The sequence below is a fragment of the Alistipes ihumii AP11 genome, assembly GCF_025144665.1.
Lineage (GTDB): Bacteria > Bacteroidota > Bacteroidia > Bacteroidales > Rikenellaceae > Alistipes_A > Alistipes_A ihumii.
The window spans coordinates 1455512-1471796 of the sequence record NZ_CP102294.1 but is presented as its reverse complement, the minus strand read 5'-3'; the positions used below and the strand labels follow the sequence as shown (position 1 = coordinate 1471796).

Sequence of the window (16285 nt, the reverse complement as noted above, 5' to 3'; positions counted from 1 at the left end):
AGCCGTCACTCCGAAAACTATGGAACTGATCAAGTCGAGCGACTTATATTTCGGCCGGAAGGGCTTGTGGGCCCGGTGGCGGGCCCGGGCCATCATGAAGCTGGCCGCTCTGGACCGAATCAACAGGCTGTACAGCGACGCGCTCGCTTATGAGGGTCCCTATCCGGAAGGGCTGTTGCACGCTATGGACGTGCGCACCGAAGTCGATCCGCGGGAGGCGGACCGGATTCCGCCCGAAGGACCGGCCATCGTGATCGCGAATCATCCCACCGGCGCTCTCGACGGCATCGTGCTGATCGACTGGCTGTCGAAACGGCGTCCCGACGCGCGTTTCATGGGTAATTACCTGCTTTCGAGGATCGGTCCGCTGAAGCGCTATTTCATCAGCGTGGACCCGTTCGACGCGAAAGCCGCAGGGAACGTCTCCGGCATGCGCGAGGCGATGCGGCATCTGTCGCGGGGCGGACTGCTCGTGATCTTCCCTGCGGGCGAAGTAGCGACCTGGCGCAAAGGATTCCGCGACATAGGCGACCGCGAGTGGCCCCGGGGGGTGATGCGGTTTATCCGTCGGGCGGAGGTTCCGGTGATTCCCCTTTACATCGATGCGCGCAACAGCCCTCTGTTCCGTCTGGCCGGCAAGCTGCATCCGATGCTTCGGACGGCCCTGCTGCCGCGCGAGCTGCTCAACAAGAAGGGAGTCGGAGTGGAGCTGAGAATCGGATCGGCCGTTCTGCCGCGAAAGACCGCTTCGCTGACGGAAACCGACTATAACGGCTATCTGAGGGCTTCCGTCGAGTATTTCAAGCCGTTGGACGGCCGCCGTCGGCCGCCCCGAGCGGCCCGGCGGGCCGCTCGGAAGGTGCCCGACGAGGTGCTGGGCGCCGTGGACGTGCCGCTGCTCGAAGCCGAGTTGGACTCGCTGCGTGGCGGTCACCGGCTTTTCGAGTATGGAAGTTACGAGGTGTACCTGGCTCCTCCCGATAGAATTCCGCATATGATGATCGAAATCGGCAGTCTCCGCGAGCGGACGTTTCGGGAGATCGGGGAGGGAACCAAGAACGCGATCGATACGGATCGTTTCGACTCGTACTACTATCAGCTGTTCGTCTGGGACCGGGAGGCCCGGCGTCTGGTGGGCGCTTACCGGCTCGGCATGGGCGACCGGATCATGGAACGCTACGGTCTGAAGGGCTTTTATACGAATACGTTGTTCCGGATGAAGCCTGCGATGGGAGAGGTGATGGGCAAGACGATCGAGCTGGGGCGCTCGTTCATCGTCAGGGACTATCAGCGCAAGCCCGTTTCGCTGATGCTGTTGTGGAAAGGCATTCTGTACGTGCTGCTGCGCAACGGGCAGTTCCGCTATCTGCTCGGGCCGGTAACGATATCGGGCGGGTTCCAAAGCGCCTCGAAGCTGATCATCGCCTCCCATATCCGCGATTTCTATCTCGACCGCGAGAAGGCGGGGTGGATTCGTCCGCGCACCGGAATCGATATTCGGGTCCGGATCGACGAGAACCTGATCGCGGGTATCCGTTCGATCGATCTGATCAACAGGCTTGTCTGCGACATCGAGAAAAACGCCTATTCGATCCCGGTGCTCATTCGCAAGTATCTGCAACTCAACAGCAGCGTGCTGGGATTCAATACCGATCACGAATTTTGCGACTCGCTCGACGCGCTGATGCTGCTCGACCTGAAGAAGGTTCCCGAGGAGACGATTCTGATGCTGTCCAAGGAACTGGCCGACATCGACGTACTGGGTCGATTCAAGCATATCGTCGACTGAACCTTCCGCTCAAGCGAAGGCGATCGTGCCTCGGTATGCCGAACGTTCGAGGCCGAAACTTTTGCATTCGTTTGTTACGACTCGCGTTCGCAGGCCGCGCGTCCCGGTTTGATTTTGTTCCGAATCTCTCCGTCGGAGAAAATTTCGAGACGGAAATCCGAAGGCATTGAAAATGCGATGACTGCTATATGGTAAAATTGGTGGGGCTGGTCGTGCTGCACCTGATCGCCTCCAGCGGCGGAACGGTCACGGCCAACAACCTTCGCGAAAAACTCCGGATCGAGGCGATCGGCATGGTCGGGCACATGGCGGGAGAAGCGGACGGTAGGAAAAGCGGTGTACCGTCGTACTGCGGGCGTACCGGGAATCCGGGCGATTCGTTCCGATATGCCGGCGGGAGGCTTTTCGCATGCGGTCGGGGGGGCGTCGGGGCGACCGGGGAATGCGGTTTTACTTGACGGTTCGGCGCGGAAATCGGACATGGTGCTTTTCAGGCGGGCTCGCTTCTCAGACTGTCTCGCTGAGAAAGGCGTCGGCGTCGGTGACCTCGATTTCGAGCCCGTCGCGCAGAATGCGTTCCGATCCGGTCTCCGTTACGATCGTTCCCTTACGCAGGCCCGTCGCGCGCAGTGCGAACAGCAAACCGTCGATCTTGTCCTGCATCCGGTCGGAATCGTCTTCCCGACAGGCTTGGACGCAACGGATCGCACCCTCGGAGTCCGTTGCGACGAAATCGCATCCTCCCTGTTCGGTCGTATAGCGAATCAACGAACAGCTTCTTCGCAAATGATTGAAGATCATCGTTTCGAACAATCGGTCGCGGTCGGGCTGCGGCTCCGGCGAGAGCGCCGCGATCATGGCCGTATCGGCCGCATAGACTTTTCTCGGATTGATGGCTTGCCGGGCCGGGTTGTCGGTGAGGATCGGGACGAAAGCGACGAGTCCCGCCCGTTCGGCCAACGCCATGTGCTCGGCGGCCGTGCTGACCGCCTTGATCCGGAGTTTTTCGCGAAGGTTGTTGGCCGTGACCGTTCCGCCGCTGGAGGCGATCAGGTGCAGTACGACCCGCTGGAGCGTTTGCCTGTCGCGGATACCCCCGGCGACGATCAGGTCGCGGCAGACGATCCGGTCGTACAGCCGCAGCATCGTCCCGGGCCGGCTTGCCTGAACGGCTTCGGGCAGCGCGCCGCGCGCCATGTAGTCGGCGACGGCCTGAGAACTTCCTTTTTTGTGCGTGAATCCGAGAAACTCGTTGTAGGAGAGAGGTTCGAGCCGTCGCGTGACGAAGAGGCCGGATATCCTGTTCGACCGCATGTCTTGCTCGACGCCGAGCAGGGAGGGCAGCGAGACGGTGGCGATGACCTTGATGCCCTGCGCGGGCTTTTCGCTCAGGAAAGGCAGCCAGCCGGCCGCGCAGTCCACTTTGTTCAACAGCAGGATGCCTTTGCCCGAGTCGCGGATCAGGCGGTCGAGCTTGGCGAAATCCGATTCGTCGAATCCGGCCAGTCTCGGATCGTCAAAATCGGTGTACCATGCTTCCGGGTACTCGTCTTTCAGCATTCGGCCGAGGAGCGTCGCTCGACCGCTTCCCCGCATGCCGCCGATCAGCAGGGGACGGTCGGAAAGATAGGGGAGCGAGCCGGATATTTCCCGGGGGTGGCCCGCCGGCATGTCGTAGAGCGCCTTGCGCTGTTTCGCTACGATGTGTTCGATGGAGGCTTTCGGAAGCATCGGCTTTTCTTTTCGGCGAAGGTACGAATTTATATTTTAAAAACAAAAATTAGTTTTTTTTACTAAAATATATGACTAAAAACGTATTTGAGGAGTGCGGGTTAAGCGATAATTTTGCTCCGATGAACGGCGGAACGGAGCGTTTCGCCCGGTCGTAAACGAGTGAAAAACTTAGAAATATGAAGAAGACAATCGGAGGTTTGTTGCTGCTGCTGGCGGCGGGAGCGGCTTCGGCCCAGCCGGAAGAGGAGCGGTCCCGAACGGCGCAGGCGGAGACGCCGGTCTCGTACGTGCCGAAGATCGACGGGGCGATCAAGGCGAAGATGGAAATAGACCTGAACAGGGGCGAGTATCGGTTCAACGTGCGCAATTCGCGTTTCGGAGTGAGGGGAAACGTGAGCCGGAACATGTCCTATCGTCTGCAGGTCGATTTCAGTAACGAGGGGAAAGTGTCGATCCTCGATTCTTACGTGGCTTATAAAACTCACGGATTCGAGGCGATCATCGGTCAGCAGCAGTACCATTTCAGTACCGATCTGGACCGGGGGCCGTCGACTAACATGTTTGCGAACCGCTCCTTTCTGGCCAAATATCTGACCGGCTATTACGGCAGCGAGGTATCGGACGGGAAGGCGGTCGATTTCGTCCGGACGCTCGGGTCCCGCGATCTGGGCGCGATGTTCACTTACTCGTTCCGGGCGGGCGTTCCGATGAAGGTTTATGCCGGGTTGTTCAACGGCGCCGGGTCGAACAATCCGGAATGGGGCAAGAAGGTGAATGTCGTCGGGCGTTTGGAGGCCGGCGGCGAGGAAGGCTTGCGCGCGGCCGTTGCCTACTACGACGGTTTTGCCCCCTTGCATACGAAAGTCAAGGAAGAAAACGGCGAGCTGAAAAGCGAGGAGTTCGAGCAGAAGATGCGCATGGTGGGGGCCGAGCTGCGCTATGTCAAAGGCGGTTTTTTCGTCGAAGGCGAGTATGCGCGCCGGTATCTCGGCGTGGGCGCGGCCCGCGAAGTGATGACGACCGCGCTGATTCACGGCTATTATAAGATCGATCTGCCGGAGAATTCGTTCGCCGATCATCTGGCGCCGATCGTCCGTTGGGACGTGGGCAACGATGTCGATTATCTGAATACGGACGCCCGACGGCGCGAGGTTTTCGATGCGAACCGCATCACGGTCGGGCTCAACGTCGGCTTCGGCAAGAAGCTGATTCGATCCGAGATACGCTTCAACTACGAAAAGTACCTGCCGAGCCGGAAACCGTCGGATTTTGCTCGTAACAAGCTGTTGCACGACAAGTTTACGATCGAGGTCGTTGCGGCGTTTTAGCTGTGGCGAACGAATTTGGGGCGATCGGTTTCCGTGCGATTCCCGTCGTATGCGCTTCCGGCTCCGGAAATCGGTCGGACGGGATGCGTTCGGCCGGAGGATTTCCGTGCGGCTGCGGTCCGGTGCGGGCGAAAGGTAGGACCGAAAAGCTGGCCGGCGTCCGTGTTTCTGTCTTGGCGGAGCCGTCCCGGTGCGGCTCCGCGCATCTGCTTCATGCGTGGGTGTCGTCGTAGGGCTCGAGTCTTCGGGAAACGGCGGCGGTCGGTCTACTCGTATCTCAGTCCGATCATCTGCGTGCCGCCCCACCGGTTTACGCGGAAAGTGCGACGGTCGATCAGCGTGTCGTTTTTCCAGACCGAAAGCTCGAGCTTGAAGGCCGGCCACTCCGATACGAGGTCCGAAGCCGGGCCGTCGGCAGGAACGGCATAGAACGAGACGGAGGCAGCGGCGGCCGGTTCGGTCGCCGCTGCTTTGTATACCGTGCCGGCGACCGCGGGGACGGCGTCGGAGTGCGCCATTGCGGTTTGCCTGCCTTCCGCGTCGAAGGTAGCGACGCTCAGATGCAGGTTCATTTTTTCGACGGCCGCGTCGCGGCAGGTCAGCTCTGCTCGGAAAATATCGGTTTCTTTCACGCCCGCTCGTGTTTCTTGCGACAAAAATACGACAAAATAGCGGATCGCAAAAAGTCTGCCGGGCGCTTTGATATGCTTGTTGTTTTAGATGTTAATGATTTGATAATCATCAGTATATATTTATGTAAAATAAATGTGTTTATATTATTTCTATAATTATAAAAATTACTGATTATTCGTATGCTCTGAAAATGACTCGAACAGCATGAAAAACGCGGATTATCAGCTGAAAAAGATGCCGAAATGTTGCGGTTTCAAATTTTATTGGTATCTTTGCAGTCCGTTTTGTGATAAATGGAACAAGTTTAACCAAAAAAGTAAAGGAAAAAAGTAACCGAAATGCCAACCATTCAACAGTTAGTACGTAAGGGAAGGCTGAAGCCGAGCTTCAACAGCAAGGCGCCCGCTTTGGACGCATGTCCTCAGCGTCGCGGCGTGTGCGTGCGCGTGTACACGACCACTCCCAAGAAGCCGAATTCGGCTATGCGAAAAGTAGCCCGTGTGAGATTGACCAACGGGAAAGAAGTGAACGCCTACATTCCGGGCGAAGGCCACAACCTGCAGGAGCACTCGATCGTCCTCGTTCGCGGGGGCCGTGTGAAGGACCTGCCGGGCGTCCGCTATCACTTGGTTCGCGGCGCGATGGATGCCGCAGGGGTAGACGGTCGCAAGCAGCGCCGCTCGAAGTACGGAGCCAAGAGACCGAAGGCCGGCGCGCCCGCCAAGAAGTAAACGCAACGACAACCAAAACACAACAAAGACTTTTTGAACAATGAGAAAAGCGAAGCCTAAAAAGCGAATTCTACTTCCAGATCCCAAGTTCGGTGACGTGCTTGTGACCAGGTTCGTCAACAACCTCATGCTGGATGGTAAGAAGAGTATTGCCTATTCCATCTTCTACGATGCGATGGAAATTCTGGGCGAGAAGATGAAGGATGCGGACAAGGCTCCTCTTGATATCTGGAAGAAAGCCCTCGAGAACATTACGCCTCAGGTGGAGGTGAAGTCGCGTCGAGTGGGCGGAGCCACTTTCCAGGTACCGACCGAGGTGAGACCTGAGCGTAAAGTTTCATTAGCAATGCGGAACCTGATCCTTTACTCTAAAAAACGCGCGGGTCGATCGATGGCGGAAAAAATGGCTGCCGAAATTCAAGCTGCGTACAACGAGGAAGGCGCCGCCTTCAAGCGCAAGGAAGAGATGCACCGCATGGCCGATGCGAACAAGGCCTTTGCGCACTTCAGATTCTAATTTAGTGGAGAGAGGACAGACGTATGGCAAGAGATTTAAGATTTACGAGAAATATCGGCATCATGGCGCACATCGATGCCGGTAAGACGACGACCTCGGAACGTATTCTTTTCTACACTGGCAAGACTCACAAGATCGGCGAGGTGCACGAAGGCGCCGCGACGATGGACTGGATGGTTCAGGAGCAGGAGCGCGGCATCACGATCACGTCGGCCGCGACGACCGCTTTCTGGCACTACAAGGACCAGACCTACCAGATCAATATTATCGATACCCCGGGCCACGTCGACTTCACGGCCGAGGTGGAGCGCTCGCTGCGCGTGCTGGACGGAGCGGTGGCTACGTTCTGCGCCGTGGGCGGCGTCGAGCCCCAGTCGGAGACCGTATGGCGTCAGGCCGACAAGTACCGCGTACCCCGTCTGGGCTATGTCAACAAGATGGACCGTACGGGCGCCGACTTCCTGAACGTTTGCGCTCAGGTCAAGGAGCGTCTCGGAGCCAACGCGCTGCCGGTGGTTCTGCCGATCGGCGCCGAGGACAAGTTTGCCGGGCTGGTAGACCTTATATATAATAGGGCTATTCTGTACGACGATGCGAAGAAGGCCGAGCTGGTCAACTACACCTACGGCGAAATTCCGGAAAACATGAAGGCCGAGGCGGCCGAATGGCGCGCGAAGCTGATCGAGGAAGTCGCGTCGACCGACGATGCGCTGATGGAGAAGTTCTTCGAGGATCCCGATTCGATCACTCCCGACGAGCTGATCGCCGCGATCCGCAAAGCGACCATCTCGATGACGATCGTGCCGATGCTCTGCGGCTCGTCCTTCAAGAACAAGGGCGTGCAGTTGCTGCTCGATTATGTGATGGCTTTCCTGCCCTCTCCGGTCGACATCGACGCCGTGATCGGCACCGATCCCCGTACGGGCGAGGAGACCTCGCGCAAGCCGACCGAGAGCGATCCGTTCTGCGGTTTGGCTTTCAAGATCGCTACGGACCCGTTCGTAGGCCGTCTGGCGTTCGTCCGGGTTTATTCGGGCAAGCTCGAGGCCGGCACGTATGTGCACAACAGCCGTTCGGGCAAGAAGGAGCGTATCAGCCGTATTTACCAGATGCACGCCAACAAGCAGAACCCGATGGAAGTAATCGGCGCCGGCGATATCTGCGCCGCCGTCGGCTTCAAGGATATCCGCACGGGCGACACGCTTTGCGACGAACAGCACCCGATCGTACTCGAATCGATGACGTTCCCCGAACCGGTGATCGGTCTGGCTATCGAGCCGAAGACCCAGAAGGATCTCGACAAGCTTGGTATCGCTTTGGGCAAACTGTCCGAAGAAGACCCGACGTTCACCGTCAAGACCGACGAGGACAGCGGCCAGACCGTGATCAGCGGCATGGGCGAGCTGCACTTGGAGATCATCGTCGACCGTCTGCGCCGCGAGTTCGGCGTCGAGATCAGTCAGGGCGCTCCTCAGGTCAACTACAAGGAATCGCTCAAGTCGACCGTTCAGCACCGCGAGGTGTTCAAGAAACAGACCGGCGGTCGCGGTAAGTTCGCCGACATCGTCTTCGAGATCGGTCCCGCCGAGGAAGGCAAGATGGGGCTCGAGTTCGTCGACGTCGTGAAGGGCGGTAACATTCCGAAGGAGTATATGCCGGCTATCCAGAAAGGATTCGAGTCGTCGATGACCAACGGCCCGCTGGCAGGCTTCCCGCTCGACAGTATGAAGGTGACCGTTCTGGACGGCTCGTTCCACCCTGTCGACTCTGATGCTCTCTCATTTGAAATCTGTGCCCGTAACGGTTTCCGTGAAGCGGCAAAGAAAGCTTCTCCCGTAATTCTCGAGCCGATCATGAAGGTCGAGGTGGTAACTCCCGAAGAAAACATGGGCGATATCATCGGCGACCTGAACAAGCGTCGCGGCCAGATCGCCGGCATGGAGTCGCGCGGCAATGCCCGCGTGGTGGATGCCAAGGTGCCGCTGTCGGAAATGTTCGGTTACGTTACGGTACTGCGTACGATTTCTTCCGGCCGTGCGACCTCTTCGATGGAGTTCTCCCATTTCGAGGAAGTGCCTGCGAACCTCGCCAAGGAGATCGTCGAAAAGTCAAATGGTAAAAAGGAATAGTAGAATATCAGGATTATGAGCCAAAAAATAAGAATCAAACTGAAATCGTACGATCACAACCTCGTCGATAAGTCGGCCGAGAAGATCGTGAAGACCGTGAAGGGCACGGGCGCAGTGGTCAGCGGGCCGGTTCCGCTTCCCACGCAGAAGAAGATCTTTACCGTCAACCGCTCGACTTTCGTCAACAAGAAAGCGCGCGAGCAGTTCCAGCTGTGCACGTTCAAGCGGATTCTCGATATCTACAGCTCGACTCCGAAGACGATCGACGCCCTGATGAAGCTCGAGCTGCCCAGCGGCGTGGAAGTGGAGATCAAAGTGTGATGGAAGGCTCCGGAGCGTCTCGTGTCCGGGGCGTTTCCGGGAGCACGGATGAACGACCGAAACGAACAAACATACTTTTAACAAAGGGTAGAGGCTTGAAAGGACGGTTGCGGCCGGATACGGTCCGCGACCGGAGCCTTTCCAGTGGACTCTCCTCGATTATCAAACAATCAAGACAAAATGTCAGGACTAATTGGAAAAAAAATCGGAATGACTTCCGTTTTCAGTGCCGAGGGTAAGAATATACCATGCACTGTGATTGAAGCTGGTCCCTGTGTTGTTACGCAAGTGAAGACTCCCGAGAAGGACGGCTACGCGGCCGTGCAGCTTGCCTATGACGAGGTTTCGGAAAAGAATACCAGCAATCCGTTGATGGGCCATTTCAAGAAGGCCAACACCACTCCCAAGCGTAAGCTGGTCGAATTCACCAGCTTCGAAAAGGAACTGAATCTGGGCGACGTGGTTACCGTCGATATTTTCGAGGACGACGACTGGGTCGACGTCACGGGGATTTCGAAGGGCAAGGGATTCCAAGGCGTTGTGAAACGTCACGGTTTCGGCGGCGTCGGCGGCCAGACCCACGGTCAGCATAACCGGCAGCGCAAACCCGGTTCGCTGGGCGCGTCCTCGTATCCGTCGCGCGTGTTCAAGGGCAAGCGCCTTCCGGGCCGTACCGGCGGAGATCGGGTGAAGGTTCTCAATCTCCGGATTCTCAAGAAACTTCCCGAAAACAACCTGCTTCTGGTGAAAGGTTCGATTCCGGGCGCCAAAGGTTCATACTTAATCATCGAAGACTAACCATGGAAATAGCGATTTACAATATTTCAGGCCAAGAGACCGGCAAGAAGGCCGTTCTGAAAGACGAGATTTTCGGTATCGAGCCCAACAACCACGCGATCTACCTCGATGTGAAGCAGTATCTGGCCAATCGTCGTCAGGGCACGCACAAGTCGAAGCAGCGTAACGAGGTGGCCGGTTCGACCCGCAAGCTGAAGAAGCAGAAGGGTACCGGCGGGGCCCGTGCGGGCAGCATCCTCTCCCCGCTGTTCCCGGGAGGCGGCCGCGTGTTCGGTCCCGTGCCCCGCGACTACAGCTTCAAGCTGAACAAGAAGCTCAAGCAATTGGCCCGCAAGAGCGCGCTGACCTACAAGGCGAAGGAAGACGCCGTGAAGGTGGTGGAGGACTTCTCGATGGAAGCTCCGAAAACCAAAGAGTTCTTGGCCGTCACCAAAAACCTGAGCCTCGAAGGCCAGAAGATTCTGCTGGTGCTTCCCGAGACGAACCCGAACGTGGCTCTGTCGGCCCGCAACCTTCAGAACGTGAAGGTCGTGCTCGCCTCGAACCTGAACACCTACGACGTGATGAACGCGGGCAAGCTCGTGTTGTCGGAGGGCTCGGTCAACGTAATCAACCAAATGTTTGGACAGTAGCGATTTCTGCCGGGATATCCGACTCCCTGAAAGCCGCGAGGGCCGGGGGAGCGCCGGAAACCGGACATAAAAATTAGCATTACAGCAATGGACATATTAATTAAGCCAATTTTAACCGAGAAAATGACGGCTCAGGGCGAAAAGCTGAACCGTTACGGTTTCATCGTCGATCCGAGGGCGAACAAGCTGCAGATTAAAAGCGCCGTCGAGGCAATGTACAACGTGGTGGTCATGGACGTGAACACCATCAACTACATGGGGAAACTCAAGAGCCGCTACACCAAGCACGGGCTCTTGGTCGGACGCGCCGACAACTACAAGAAGGCGATCGTCACCCTGAAGGACGGAGATAAGATTGATTTTTACAGTAATATCTAAAAGCGATGGCAGTAAAGAAGTTCAAACCCATGACCCCGGGTACCCGTCACAAAGTGATCGGCACCTTCGACGATATTACTTCGTCTACACCTGAGAAGTCGCTGCTTACCCCTCTGAAAAGCACGGGCGGCCGCAACAACAGCGGCAAGATGACCGTCCGCTACATCGGAGGCGGTCACAAGAAAATGTACCGTATCGTCGACTTCAAGCGAAATAAGGACAACATGAGCGGAACGGTCAAGACCATCGAGTACGACCCGAACCGTTCGGCCCGTATCGCCTTGATTACCTATGCCGACGGCGAGAAGCGCTATATCCTTGCTCCGAACGGCCTGCAGGTCGGTCAGGTCGTTTCGACCGGCGCCGGCGCCGCTCCCGAAGTGGGCAACACGCTGTTCCTGTCGGATATTCCGCTGGGTACGGTGATTCACAACATCGAACTCTACCCCGGTCAGGGAGCCGTGATGGCCCGCAGTGCCGGTACCTACGCGCAGCTTCTGGCCCGCGAAGGCAAATATGCTATTATCAAGCTTCCCTCGGGCGAAACCCGCATGGTGCTCGTTACCTGCCGTGCTACGATCGGCGTCGTGTCGAATCCCGACCACAGCCTCGAGTCGCACGGTAAGGCGGGCCGCAAGCGCTGGCTCGGACGCCGTCCGCGCAACCGGGGCGTTTCGATGAACCCTGTCGATCACCCGATGGGCGGTGGCGAGGGACGTTCCTCGGGAGGTCACCCGCGCTCGCGCAAGGGTCTTCTGGCCAAGGGCTATAAAACCCGCGATCCGAAGAAGACCACTTCGAAGTTCATCGTATCCAGAAGGAAAAAATAATCTAAAAATAGTAGCATAATGAGCCGATCATTAAAAAAAGGACCATACATCGAACCCAAGCTGGAGGCGAGAGTGATCGCCCAGAACGAGGGAGGCAAGAAGTCTGTCATCAAGACTTGGTCGCGTGCCAGCATGATCTCGCCCGACTTCGTCGGACAGACGATCGCTGTGCACAACGGGAACAAGTTCATCCCGGTATATGTAACGGAGAACATGGTAGGTCACAAGCTGGGCGAGTTCGCTCCGACGCGTAACTTCCGTGGTCACTCAGGTAATAAGAAAAAATAGCAGGTAAAATGGGTGCAAGAAAAAGCATAAGAGCCGAAAAACTGAAGGCCGAAAAGAAGCAGAAGGCGATCGCCGTGCTGAACGACTGCCCGACCTCTCCGCTGAAGATGCGCATTGTCGCCGACCTGATCCGGGGAGTCGAAATCAACAAGGCGCTGGGTATCCTTCGCTACAGCAAGAAGCAGGCTTCGATCCGACTGGAGAAGCTGCTGCGCTCCGCCATCGCCAACTGGGAGAAGAAAAACGAGGGCGAGCGTCTGGAGGACAACCGCCTGATCGTAAAGGAAATCTTCGTGAACGGAGGCAAGATGCTCAAGCGCGTGCAGCCGGCGCCTCGGGGGCGCGCTCACCGCATTCGCAAGCGTTCGAACCATGTGACGATCGTCGTGGATAAAATGGAAGTAAAAGAAGCTAAAAAATAAGACAGATGGGACAGAAAGTTAATCCGATAGCAAACCGATTGGGTATCATCCGCGGTTGGGACTCCAACTGGTACGGCGGGAAGGACTTCTCCAGCAAGCTCGTCGAGGACGCCAAGATCCGCAAGTACCTGAGCGCCCGTCTGGCCAAGGCAAGCATTTCCAAGATCATCATCGAGCGCACGCTGAAGCTCGTGACCGTTACGATCTCCACGGCACGTCCCGGCATCATCATCGGCAAGGGCGGTCAGGAAGTCGACAAGCTGAAGGAAGAGCTTCGCAAGCTGACCGGCAAGGAGGTGCAGATCAACATTTTCGAAGTGAAGCGTCCTGAGATCGACGCCGTGATCGTAGGCAACAACATCGCGCGCCAGCTCGAAGGCCGCATTTCGTATCGCCGCGCCGTCAAGACGGCCATCGCATCGACGATGCGCATGGGCGCCGAGGGCATCAAGATTCAGATCTCGGGCCGCGTCGGCGGAGCCGAAATGGCCCGCAGCGAGACGTATAAGGAAGGTCGTATTCCGCTGCATACGTTCCGCGCCGACGTGGATTACGCGCTGTGCGAAGCGCTCACGAAGGTGGGTCTGCTGGGCATCAAGGTGTGGATATGCAACGGGGAGGTCTACAACAAGCGCGACCTGTTCCAGATTTCGGGCGTCAACGCGCAGACTTCCGCCGGTCAGGGCGGCTATCACGGCGACAAGCCCCGGGGCGGCCGCGACAAAAAGAGAAAAAACAACAAATAGGGACTTCTTAAAGCGATAATATCATGTTACAGCCAAAAAGAACCAAATTCAGAAGAATGCAGAAGGGCCGCATGAAGGGCAACGCCCAGCGCGGAGCTCAGCTCGCTTTCGGCTCGTTCGGCATCAAGGCAATGGAATCTACTTGGATAACCGGTCGCCAGATAGAAGCCGCACGTCAGGCAATCGTGCGTTGCATGAAGCGTGAAGGTCAGATATGGATCCGTATTTTCCCGGACAAGCCCATTACGAAGAAGCCTGCCGAAGTGCGTATGGGTAAGGGTAAGGGCTCGCCGGAAGGATTCGTCGCTCCGGTGACGCCGGGCCGCATCCTGATCGAGGCCGAGGGCGTGCCCTTGGCAGTGGCTCAGGAGGCTCTCCGTCTGGGAGCTCAGAAGCTGCCGATCACGACTAAGTTTATTGTCAGACGCGATTACACCGAAAATTCGATTTAGAGATGAAGACTGCTGAAATAAGAGAACTTACCGTGGCCGAAATCGCGGAAAGGATCGAAACGGAGAAGGCCAACCTGCTCCGGGCGAAACTCAATCATGCCGTTTCCCCGGTGGAGAATCCGACCACATTGAAGAAGGCGCGTAGGGATATCGCCCGCATGATGACGATCCTGGCCCAAAAGCAAAACGTAAAAAGTTAGTACCCATGGAAAGAAATCTCAGAAAGGAAAGAATCGGGGTCGTGGTCAGCAATAAAATGGACAAGTCCATCACGGTTGCGATCAAGCGCAAGGAGAAGCATCCGATCTACGGCAAGTTCGTGAACAAGACGACCAAGTTCGTGGCTCACGACGAGACCAACACCTGCAACCCCGGAGATACCGTGCGGATTGCCGAGACCAGACCGCTCAGCAAGACGAAGCGTTGGAGATTAGTAGAAATCATTGAAAGAGCTAAATAGTCATGATACAGCAAGAAAGCAGACTAACGGTCGCCGATAACAGCGGTGCGAAGGAGGTCCTTTGCATCCGCGTGTTGGGCGGGACAGGAAAACGCTACGCGACGATCGGCGATAAGATTGTGGTGACCGTGAAAAGCGCGACCCCTTCCGGAGACATTAAGAAGGGGACCGTGTCGAAGGCGGTCGTTGTCCGCACCAAGAAGGAGATCAGGCGCACCAACGGGTCCTACATCCGTTTCGACGACAACGCCGTCGTGCTTCTGAACAACCAAGGCGAAATGAGGGGAACGCGTATTTTCGGTCCGGTGGCCCGCGAGCTGCGCGACTCCTACATGAAGATCATTTCCCTCGCTCCCGAAGTATTGTAACCTTTAAAAGGATGTTAAGATGTCAGTGAAATTGCATATCAAGAAAGGGGACACGGTGATCGTGAACGCCGGCGAGAGCAAGGGGCAGCAGGGTAAGGTCCTCGAAGTGCTGGTCGGCAAGGAGCGCGCCATCGTCGAGGGCGTGAACATGGTCAGCAAGCACACCAAGCCCAATGCCAAGAACCCCCAAGGCGGTATCGTGAAGAAGGAGGCTCCGATTCACATATCGAACCTGCAGCCGGTAGACCCGAAGAGCGGCAAGGCGACGCGCGTCGGACGCCGGGTGAACGCAGACGGTAAATTAGTACGTTACTCTAAAAAGTCAGGGGAGGAATTGAAATAATGGCTTACGTTCCCACACTCAAGAAAATGTACAAGGAGCAGGTGGTGCCCGCCCTTGTCAAGCAGTTCGGTTACAGCAGCGTGATGCAGGTCCCCGTACTGGAGAAGATCGTCATCAATCAGGGACTCGGTCAGGCCGTAGGCGATAAGAAGATTATCGAGACGGCGATCGAGGAGCTGACGAAGATCACCGGTCAGAAAGCCGTTATGACCCGTTCCAAGAAGGATATCTCGAACTTCAAGCTGCGCAAGGGCATGCCTATCGGCGCGCGCGTGACGCTGCGTCACAACAAGATGTATGAGTTCCTCGAAAGGCTCGTGGCGGTGGCTCTGCCCCGTATCCGCGACTTCAAGGGTATCAACGACAAGTTCGACGGTCAGGGCAACTACACGCTCGGCGTCGCCGAGCAGATCATCTTCCCGGAAATCGACATCGACAAGATCACGAAGATTCTGGGCATGGAGATCACGTTCGTAACGACGGCGGCCAACGACGAGGAGGCATACGCGCTGCTCAAGGAGTTCGGCCTCCCATTCAAGAACATTAAAAAGAACTAAGGCGATATGGCAAAGGAATCAATGAAGGCCCGCGAGGTAAAGCGCCTCAAGCTGGTCGAGCGATATGCCGCTAAGCGCGCCGCGCTGAAGGAAGCGGGAGACCAGGAAGGACTCGCGAAGCTGCCGCGCAACTCCAACCCCGTGCGCTTGCACAACCGCTGCAAGATCACCGGTCGGCCCAAAGGCTACATGAGACTGTTCGGCATCAGCCGTATTCAGTTCCGCGAGATGGCTTCCAAGGGGCTGATCCCGGGCGTGAAGAAGGCGAGCTGGTAGATACGCTGCAAATGCAAATTAAAAATTGGGATGTGAAACTTACGAATATTATTCGTATCTTTAACGCCTGATTTTTAATTTGTATATTGCATTTTTCAGAACTTTTCACTTCAAACATTCAAACATGACTGATCCTATTGCGGATTTTCTGACGCGAGTCAGAAACGCGGTGAAAGCCAACCACAAGGTGGTTGAAGCTCCCGGCTCGAAGATGAAACAGGCGATCACGAAGATTCTGTTCGAACAGGGCTATATCCTGGCCTACAAGTTCGAGGCGGACTCCAAGGGACACCCGATCATCAAAATCGCTCTGAAGTACCATCCGGAGACGAAAACCAATGCGATCAAGGGCCTCAAGCGGGTAAGCCGTCCGGGTCTGCGCCGCTACGCGAGCGCTGCGGACATGCCCCGCGTGCTGAACGGCCTGGGCATCGCGATCGTATCGACCTCCAAGGGTATCATGACCGACAAGAAGGCGCGTCAGGAGAACGTGGGCGGCGAGGTGCTCTGCTACGTCTATTAATCGCGGGACGTAACCGCAGCAACCGGCGTC

General features: G+C 56.8%; 24 protein-coding genes. 22 read left to right on the top strand and 2 right to left on the bottom strand.

All coding sequences use genetic code 11. The annotated features are described in order from the left end of the window. Positions 1-19: 19 nt before the first annotated feature. A complete protein-coding gene (locus NQ491_RS06025) occupies positions 20-1789 on the top strand; it encodes a lysophospholipid acyltransferase family protein (RefSeq protein WP_147524801.1) in 1770 nt (589 codons plus the stop codon). A 188-nt stretch (positions 1790-1977) separates the two neighbouring features. Next, entirely contained in the window at positions 1978-2247 is a 270-nt protein-coding gene (locus NQ491_RS06020; RefSeq protein WP_019246003.1) for a hypothetical protein, read from the top strand. 49 nt (positions 2248-2296) lie between these two features. Here the strand turns inward: NQ491_RS06020 and NQ491_RS06015 are convergent, their stop codons facing one another. Then, a complete protein-coding gene (locus tag NQ491_RS06015) occupies positions 2297-3520 on the bottom strand; it encodes an ATP-binding protein (RefSeq protein WP_019246002.1) in 1224 nt (407 codons plus the stop codon). Between the two features lie 179 nt (positions 3521-3699). Here NQ491_RS06015 and NQ491_RS06010 point away from each other — a divergent pair, with 179 nt between their 5' ends. After that, positions 3700-4851 (top strand): porin, encoded by a 1152-nt coding sequence (locus NQ491_RS06010; protein ID WP_019246001.1) that lies wholly within the window; start codon positions 3700-3702, stop codon positions 4849-4851. 266 nt (positions 4852-5117) lie between these two features. On the opposite strand, the gene NQ491_RS06005 is transcribed toward NQ491_RS06010, so the two are convergent. Further along, on the bottom strand, positions 5118-5483 hold the full coding sequence (locus NQ491_RS06005) for a hypothetical protein (RefSeq protein ID WP_019245999.1): 366 nt from the start codon (positions 5481-5483) through the stop codon (positions 5118-5120). A 339-nt stretch (positions 5484-5822) separates the two neighbouring features. Between NQ491_RS06005 and rpsL the strand changes: the two genes are divergently transcribed. From rpsL to rpsH, 19 genes are all read left to right on the top strand, one after another. Continuing rightward, a complete protein-coding gene (gene rpsL / locus NQ491_RS06000; RefSeq protein ID WP_026089667.1) occupies positions 5823-6215 on the top strand; it encodes a 30S ribosomal protein S12 in 393 nt (130 codons plus the stop codon). A 40-nt stretch (positions 6216-6255) separates the two neighbouring features. After that, on the top strand, positions 6256-6732 hold the full coding sequence (gene rpsG / locus NQ491_RS05995; RefSeq protein WP_019245997.1) for a 30S ribosomal protein S7: 477 nt from the start codon (positions 6256-6258) through the stop codon (positions 6730-6732). Between the two features lie 62 nt (positions 6733-6794). Continuing rightward, positions 6795-8861 (top strand): elongation factor G, encoded by a 2067-nt coding sequence (gene fusA, locus NQ491_RS05990; RefSeq protein WP_019245996.1) that lies wholly within the window; start codon positions 6795-6797, stop codon positions 8859-8861. A gap of 15 nt (positions 8862-8876) precedes the next feature. Next, positions 8877-9182 (top strand): 30S ribosomal protein S10, encoded by a 306-nt coding sequence (gene rpsJ / locus NQ491_RS05985; RefSeq protein WP_019245995.1) that lies wholly within the window; start codon positions 8877-8879, stop codon positions 9180-9182. A gap of 180 nt (positions 9183-9362) precedes the next feature. Continuing rightward, positions 9363-9980 (top strand): 50S ribosomal protein L3, encoded by a 618-nt coding sequence (rplC, locus tag NQ491_RS05980; RefSeq protein WP_026089665.1) that lies wholly within the window; start codon positions 9363-9365, stop codon positions 9978-9980. Between the two features lie 2 nt (positions 9981-9982). Beyond that, complete coding sequence (rplD, locus tag NQ491_RS05975; protein WP_019245993.1) at positions 9983-10612, top strand: 50S ribosomal protein L4; 630 nt, start codon at positions 9983-9985, stop codon at positions 10610-10612. A gap of 87 nt (positions 10613-10699) precedes the next feature. Then, positions 10700-10990, top strand: a complete 291-nt coding sequence (gene rplW, locus NQ491_RS05970; protein WP_026089664.1) for a 50S ribosomal protein L23 — start codon at positions 10700-10702, stop codon at positions 10988-10990. A gap of 5 nt (positions 10991-10995) precedes the next feature. Then, a complete protein-coding gene (rplB, locus tag NQ491_RS05965; protein ID WP_026089663.1) occupies positions 10996-11820 on the top strand; it encodes a 50S ribosomal protein L2 in 825 nt (274 codons plus the stop codon). A gap of 18 nt (positions 11821-11838) precedes the next feature. Further along, positions 11839-12108 carry a 30S ribosomal protein S19 gene (rpsS, locus tag NQ491_RS05960; protein WP_026089662.1) on the top strand — a complete coding sequence of 90 codons (270 nt, stop codon included), beginning with the start codon at positions 11839-11841 and terminating at the stop codon, positions 12106-12108. An 8-nt stretch (positions 12109-12116) separates the two neighbouring features. Next, positions 12117-12530 carry a 50S ribosomal protein L22 gene (gene rplV, locus NQ491_RS05955; RefSeq protein WP_019245989.1) on the top strand — a complete coding sequence of 138 codons (414 nt, stop codon included), beginning with the start codon at positions 12117-12119 and terminating at the stop codon, positions 12528-12530. A 5-nt stretch (positions 12531-12535) separates the two neighbouring features. Continuing rightward, the gene (rpsC, locus tag NQ491_RS05950) at positions 12536-13276 is read left to right on the top strand and encodes a 30S ribosomal protein S3 (protein WP_026089661.1); all 741 of its coding nucleotides are present in this window, start codon (positions 12536-12538) and stop codon (positions 13274-13276) included. A 23-nt stretch (positions 13277-13299) separates the two neighbouring features. Beyond that, entirely contained in the window at positions 13300-13728 is a 429-nt protein-coding gene (gene rplP / locus NQ491_RS05945; protein WP_026089660.1) for a 50S ribosomal protein L16, read from the top strand. 2 nt (positions 13729-13730) lie between these two features. Next, positions 13731-13928, top strand: coding sequence for a 50S ribosomal protein L29 (gene rpmC, locus NQ491_RS05940; RefSeq protein ID WP_019245986.1), 198 nt, complete (start codon positions 13731-13733; stop codon positions 13926-13928). Between the two features lie 5 nt (positions 13929-13933). Continuing rightward, positions 13934-14188 (top strand): 30S ribosomal protein S17, encoded by a 255-nt coding sequence (gene rpsQ, locus NQ491_RS05935; RefSeq protein ID WP_019245985.1) that lies wholly within the window; start codon positions 13934-13936, stop codon positions 14186-14188. 2 nt (positions 14189-14190) lie between these two features. Then, on the top strand, positions 14191-14556 hold the full coding sequence (gene rplN / locus NQ491_RS05930; RefSeq protein WP_019245984.1) for a 50S ribosomal protein L14: 366 nt from the start codon (positions 14191-14193) through the stop codon (positions 14554-14556). A gap of 19 nt (positions 14557-14575) precedes the next feature. Next, positions 14576-14899: a 50S ribosomal protein L24 gene (gene rplX, locus NQ491_RS05925; RefSeq protein ID WP_019245983.1), complete on the top strand. Its 324-nt coding sequence runs from the start codon at positions 14576-14578 to the stop codon at positions 14897-14899. Then, positions 14899-15456, top strand: coding sequence for a 50S ribosomal protein L5 (rplE, locus tag NQ491_RS05920; protein WP_019245982.1), 558 nt, complete (start codon positions 14899-14901; stop codon positions 15454-15456). The genes rplX and rplE overlap by 1 nt, the downstream gene beginning before the upstream one ends. A 6-nt stretch (positions 15457-15462) precedes the next feature. Then, positions 15463-15732 carry a 30S ribosomal protein S14 gene (gene rpsN / locus NQ491_RS05915; RefSeq protein WP_026089659.1) on the top strand — a complete coding sequence of 90 codons (270 nt, stop codon included), beginning with the start codon at positions 15463-15465 and terminating at the stop codon, positions 15730-15732. A gap of 124 nt (positions 15733-15856) precedes the next feature. After that, positions 15857-16255, top strand: a complete 399-nt coding sequence (gene rpsH / locus NQ491_RS05910) for a 30S ribosomal protein S8 (RefSeq protein WP_026089658.1) — start codon at positions 15857-15859, stop codon at positions 16253-16255. Positions 16256-16285: the final 30 nt, after the last annotated feature.